We start from the raw sequence: 5578 nt of genomic DNA on the forward strand, positions 1-5578 counted from the left end.
GCCGCGCCCGGCGCGCGGCGGCGGACGCCGCCACCTGGCGCGGCGGCAGTTGCCGCAACCGCTGGCGCAGCGCCTGACCGACCTGGCGCGCGCGCACGACAGCACTTTGTTCAGCGTGCTGCTGACGGGCTACAAGATCGTCCTGCACCGCTATACCGCGCAGGACGACATCGTGGTCGGATCGCCGGTGCCCGGGCGCGGCGATCCGCGCTGGAGCGAGGTGACCGGCGATTTCGTCAACGTGCTGGCGCTGCGCGACCGCGTGCATGGCGACGACCGCGTGGCCGCGCTGCTCGCGCGCGTGCGCGACACCGTCTACGCCGGCATGAACCACCAGGACTATCCGTTCGGCGCCTTGCTCGAACGCCTGCCGCTGCGTCGCGGCGGCGACGACAACCCGGTGTTCCAGACTCTGTTCGTGCTGCAGAAGGCGCGCCACGGCGCGGCCCTGGCCGGACTGTGGCGCGAGCCCGACGAGGCTGAGCCGGTGGCCTGGGGCGGGCTGTCGCTGCGGCCGTACCCGCTGCCGCTGAGCAGCGGCGGGCACGGCGGCGTCGGGCTGATGTTCGAGGCGCTGGAATGGGACGACGGCATCGGCCTGGTGCTGTCCTGCGACGCCGACCGCTACCGTGCCGACACCGCCGAACGCATCGCCGACGCCTGCGTGGCGGTGCTGGAAGGCATGGCCGCCGATCCGGAGGCGCGCGTGGACGCGCTGCCGATCCTCGGCGCGCACGAGCGCCAGCGGTTGCTGGAAACCTTCAACGACACCGCCGCACCGTTCCCCGATGCGCACTGCCTGCACCAACAGTTCCAGGCCCGCGTCGCCGCCGCGCCCGAAGCCATCGCCGTGGTCGGCGAGGGCGAGCGCTGGAGCTACGCCGAACTCGATGCGCGCGCCAACCGCCTGGCCCATCGCCTGATCCAGGCCGGCGTCGGCCCGGAACAGCGGGTCGCGGTGTGCATGCAGCGCTCGCCGGCGATGGTGGTCGCGTTGCTGGCCACGTTGAAGGCCGGCGGCGCCTACGTGCCGCTGGACCCGGGTTATCCGCCGCAACGCCTGGAGGAATTGCTGGCCGACTGCGCGCCGCAGGCGCGGCTGGCCGACGCGGCCGGGCGCGCGGCGCTCGGCGCGGCGGCGCAGGGCGCGCTCGATCCGAACGACGCCGGCGACGGCCCCGACCATGCGCCGCAGGTCCAAGGCCTGGGCGCGCGCAACCTCGCCTATGTGATCTACACCTCCGGTTCGACCGGCCGGCCCAAGGGCGTGATGGTCGAGCACCGCTCGGTCGTCAACCGCCTGGCGTGGATGCAATCGGCCTATGGCTTGCAGCCCGGCGAGCCGGTGCTGCTGAAGACGCCGTTCTCGTTCGACGTGTCGGTGTGGGAGTTCTTCTGGCCGCTGCTGTACGGCGCCACCGTCGTGGTCGCCGCGCCCGAGGCGCACAAGGATCCGGCCGCGCTGGCCGCGACCATCGTCGAACACGGCGTGACCACCGTGCACTTCGTGCCGTCGATGCTCGGCGCGTTCCAGCGTTCGCCGCACGCGGCCGGCTGCACCTCGCTGCGCCGCGCGGTGTGCAGCGGCGAGGCGCTGCCGGCGCCGCTGGTGCGGCGCTGGCGCGAACTGCTGCCGTGGGCGGCGCTGCACAACCTCTACGGCCCGACCGAGGCCACGGTCGACGTCACCGCGTGGACCTGTCCGGCCGATTTCGACGCCGACACGGTGCCGATCGGCAAGCCGATCGACAATATCCGCGCCTACGTGCTCGACGGCCGCGGCGAACCGGCGCCGCTGGGCGCGATCGGCGAGCTGTACCTGGGCGGCGTCGGCGTCGCGCGCGGCTATCTCAACCGGCCGGAACTGAGCGCCGAGCGCTTCCTCCGCGACCCTTTCCACGGCGACGCGGACGCGCGCATGTACCGCACCGGCGACCTGGCGCGCTGGTCGCCGGACGGCGAATTGCTGTACCTCGGGCGCAACGACCATCAGGTCAAGATCCGCGGCTTCCGCATCGAGCTGGGCGAAATCGAAGCGCGCCTGTGCGCCTGCGCGCCGGTGCGCGAGGCGGTGGTGCTGGCGCAGGGCGAAGGCGAGGCCGCGCGGTTGGTGGCCTACGTGCTGGCCGAGCCCGACCCCGCGCTGGTGGCGGAACTGCGCGAGCGCCTGCTGTCGAGCCTGCCCGAACACATGGTGCCGTCGGCGTTCGTGCGCATGGACGCCTGGCCGCTGACGCCGAACGGCAAGCTCGACCGCCGCGCGCTGCCGGCGCCCGACGCCGCGGCGCTGGCGCAACAGGCCGAATACGCGCCGCCGCAGGGCGAGGCCGAGATCGCCATCGCCGCGGTCTGGCGCGAACTGCTGGAACTGGAGCGGGTCGGCCGCGACGACAATTTCTTCGCCTTGGGCGGGCATTCGCTCAAGGCCATCGGCATGGCCGAGCGCCTGCGCCGGCAGGGCTGGGCGGTCGAGGCCGGAGCGGTGTTCGCCGCGCCGACGGTGCGCGCGCTGGCGGCCCAGGCCAGCGCCGCGAGCGCGACGGCGCAGGCCGCCGAAGCGGCGCCGCCGAATTTGATCGAAGCGGGCAGCGCAGCGATCGACCCGTCGATGCTGCCGCTGGCCGAGCTGAGCCAGGCCGAGATCGATCGCATCGTCGCCGCCACCCCGGGCGGCGCGGCCAATATCGAGGACATCTACGCGCTGTCGCCGTTGCAGCAGGGCTTGCTGTTCCATCACCTGCTCGGGCACGACGTCGGCGACACCTACGTGCAGCGCTGGCTGCTGGAGTTCGCCTCGCGCGCGGACCTGCAGCGGTTCCTCGACGCCGCGCAGGTCGCGGTGGACCGGCATGCGGCGTTGCGCACCGCGCTGCATTGGCAGGAACTGGCGCAGCCGGTGCAGGTGGTGCTGCGGCGCGCATCGGTGCCGGTGGAAGAACTGGGGGTGCAGGGCGACGCGCTGGAAACGCTGCGGCGCCACAGCGATCCGCGCCGGCAGCGCCTGGACCTGGGTCAGGCGCCGCTGCTGCGCGCCTGCGTCGCCCAGGCCAGCGACGGCACCTGCTATCTGGCCTTGCTCGGCCACCACGCCATCGTCGACGGCGCGACCTTGCAACTGCTGCTGGACGAGTTGAGCGAAATTTCGGCCGGCCGCGCCGCTGCGCTGCCACCGCCGTGGCCGTACCGCAACTTCATCGCCGCCGCGCGCCGCCAGCCGGCGCAGGCGCACGAGGCGTATTTCCGCGCGCGCCTGCACGACGTGGACGAGCCGACCGCGCCGTACGGCGCGCTCGACGTGCACGGCGGCGCCGACCTGCTGGAGGCGCAGGCCGCGCTGCCGGCGTCGCTGTCGGCGCAGCTGCGCGAGGGCTGCCGGCGCGCTGGCGCCACTCCAGCCGCGCTGTTCCACCTCGCCTGGGCGCTGGTGGTCGCGCGCGCCAGCGGGCGCGAGACAGTGGTGTTCGGCACCGTGCTGTCGGGCCGGCAACGCGCCGGCGAAGGCGCGCAGCGCGCGCTCGGCTTGTTCGCCAACACCTTGCCGTTGCGGGTCGACTTGGCCGGCACCGCCGCGCTGCAGGGCCTGGAGCGGGTCCAGGCGCACCTGGCCGAACTGCTCGACCGCGAACAGGCGCCGCTGGCGCTGGCGCAGCGCTGCAGCGCGGTGGACGCCGCGCTGCCGCTGTTCACCAGCGTGTTCAACTACCAGCGCCGGCGCGATATCGACGGCGACGGCGCGATGCGCCTGTGGGACGGCGCGCGCGTGCTCGGCGGCGAGCAGCGCAGCAACTATCCCCTGTCGCTGAACCTCGACGACGACGGCCGCGGCTTCCGCGTCGGCGTGCAGTGCATCGCGCCGATGGATCCGCAGCGGATCGTCGCGGCGATGCTGACCGCGGTGGAAGGCCTGGTACAGGCCCTGGCGCAGCGGCCGCAGCGCTTGCTGGCGCAGATCGACACCTTGCCGGCCGGCGAGCGCGCGCTGCTGCTGCACGACTTCGGCGTCGGCCACGCGGACGAGGCCGACGAGCCTGCGCCGCAGACCGTGCACGCGCGGATCGAAGCCTGGGCCCGCGCCACCCCGCACGCGCCGGCGCTGCTGCACGCCGACGGCGAACTGAGCTACGCCGAACTCAATGCGCGCGCCAACCGGCTCGCGCACCGGCTGATCGCGCTCGGCGCGGGGCCGGAGCAGCGCATCGCGCTGTGCCTGGAGCGTTCGCCGCAGATGGTGGTGGCGGTGCTGGCGGTGCTGAAGTCCGGCGCCGCCTACGTGCCGCTGGATCCGGACTACCCGGCGCAGCGGCTGGCCGACAGCCTCGCCGACACCGCGCCGCTGGCGATCCTGGCCGATGCCGCCGGGCGCGCCGCGCTGGCGGGCGCGCCAGTGCGCGCGCCGCTGCTCGATCCGGCCGCGGACGATGCCGACGACGGCTCGGCTCAGGACAGCGCCGACCCGTGCGTGCCGGGGCTGGGCCCGGACTCGCTGGCCTATGTCATCTACACCTCCGGCTCCACCGGCCGGCCCAAGGGCGTGATGATCGAACACGGCCAGCTGGCCGCGTCCACGCGCGTGCGCAACGCCTGTTACGGCGATACCCCGCAACTGCGCTTCCTGCTGCTGTCGCCGCTGGCCTTCGACAGTTCGGTCGCCGGCCTGTTCGGCACCCTGTGCGCCGGCGGCACGCTGTGCCTGCCCGCGCGCGATGCGGCGCTGTCGCCGCCCGCGCTGGCCCGCGCCATCGCCGCGCACCGGATCACCCGCCTGCTGTGCGTGCCGTCGCTGGCGCGCCTGCTGCTGCCGGAACTGCGCGGCGACGCGCATGCCAGCCTGGCCGAGCTGATCGTCGCCGGCGAAGCCTGCCCGCCGGCATTGGCGGCCGATATCGCCGCATTGCGCGGCGACGGCGCGCCGCCGATCGCGCTGTACAACGAATACGGCCCGACCGAAGCCACGGTCTGGGCCAGCGTGCACCGCTGCTGGGAGGAATCCGGCGCGACCGTGCCGATCGGCCGGCCGATCGGCGGCGCGCGCATCTATCTGCTCGATCCGCACGGCGAACCGGTGCCGGTCGGCGTGCCCGGCGAGTTGTTCGTCGGCGGCCGCGGCGTCGCGCGCGGCTATTTGAACCGTCCCGAGCTGAGCGCCGAGCGCTTCGTGCGCGATCCCTTCGCCGCCGCCGCAGGCGCGCGCATGTACCGCACCGGCGACCTGGCGCGCTGGCGCGCCGACGGAGCGCTGGAATACCTCGGGCGCAACGACGCCCAGGTCAAGATCCGCGGCTTCCGCATCGAGCCGGGCGAGATCGAAGCGGCGCTGCTGCGCTGCGACGGCGTCGCCGAGGCGGCGGTGATCGCGCGCGAGGACGCGCCGGGCGACAAACGCCTGGTCGCCTACGCGGTGGCGCGGCCCGGCGTCGCGCTGGACGCGGCCGCGTTGCGCGAGCAACTGGCGCTGGGCCTGGCCGAGCACATGCTGCCGTCGGCCTATGTGCAATTGCCGGCGCTGCCGCTGAGCCCCAACGGCAAGCTCGACCGGCGCGCCTTGCCGGCGCCCGACGCCGGCGCGCTGGCGGTGCGC

Annotated in this window: 1 protein-coding gene; it reads left to right on the plus strand. The window is 74.1% G+C overall.

All coding sequences use genetic code 11. The features are described from left to right. Nucleotides 1–5578, plus strand: a 5578-nt coding sequence (locus tag A7A76_RS14370; protein ID WP_206411832.1) for a non-ribosomal peptide synthetase, incomplete at both ends; no start/stop codon positions are given.

It is taken from the genome of Lysobacter enzymogenes, from assembly GCF_017168095.1.
Lineage (GTDB): Bacteria > Pseudomonadota > Gammaproteobacteria > Xanthomonadales > Xanthomonadaceae > Lysobacter > Lysobacter enzymogenes_D.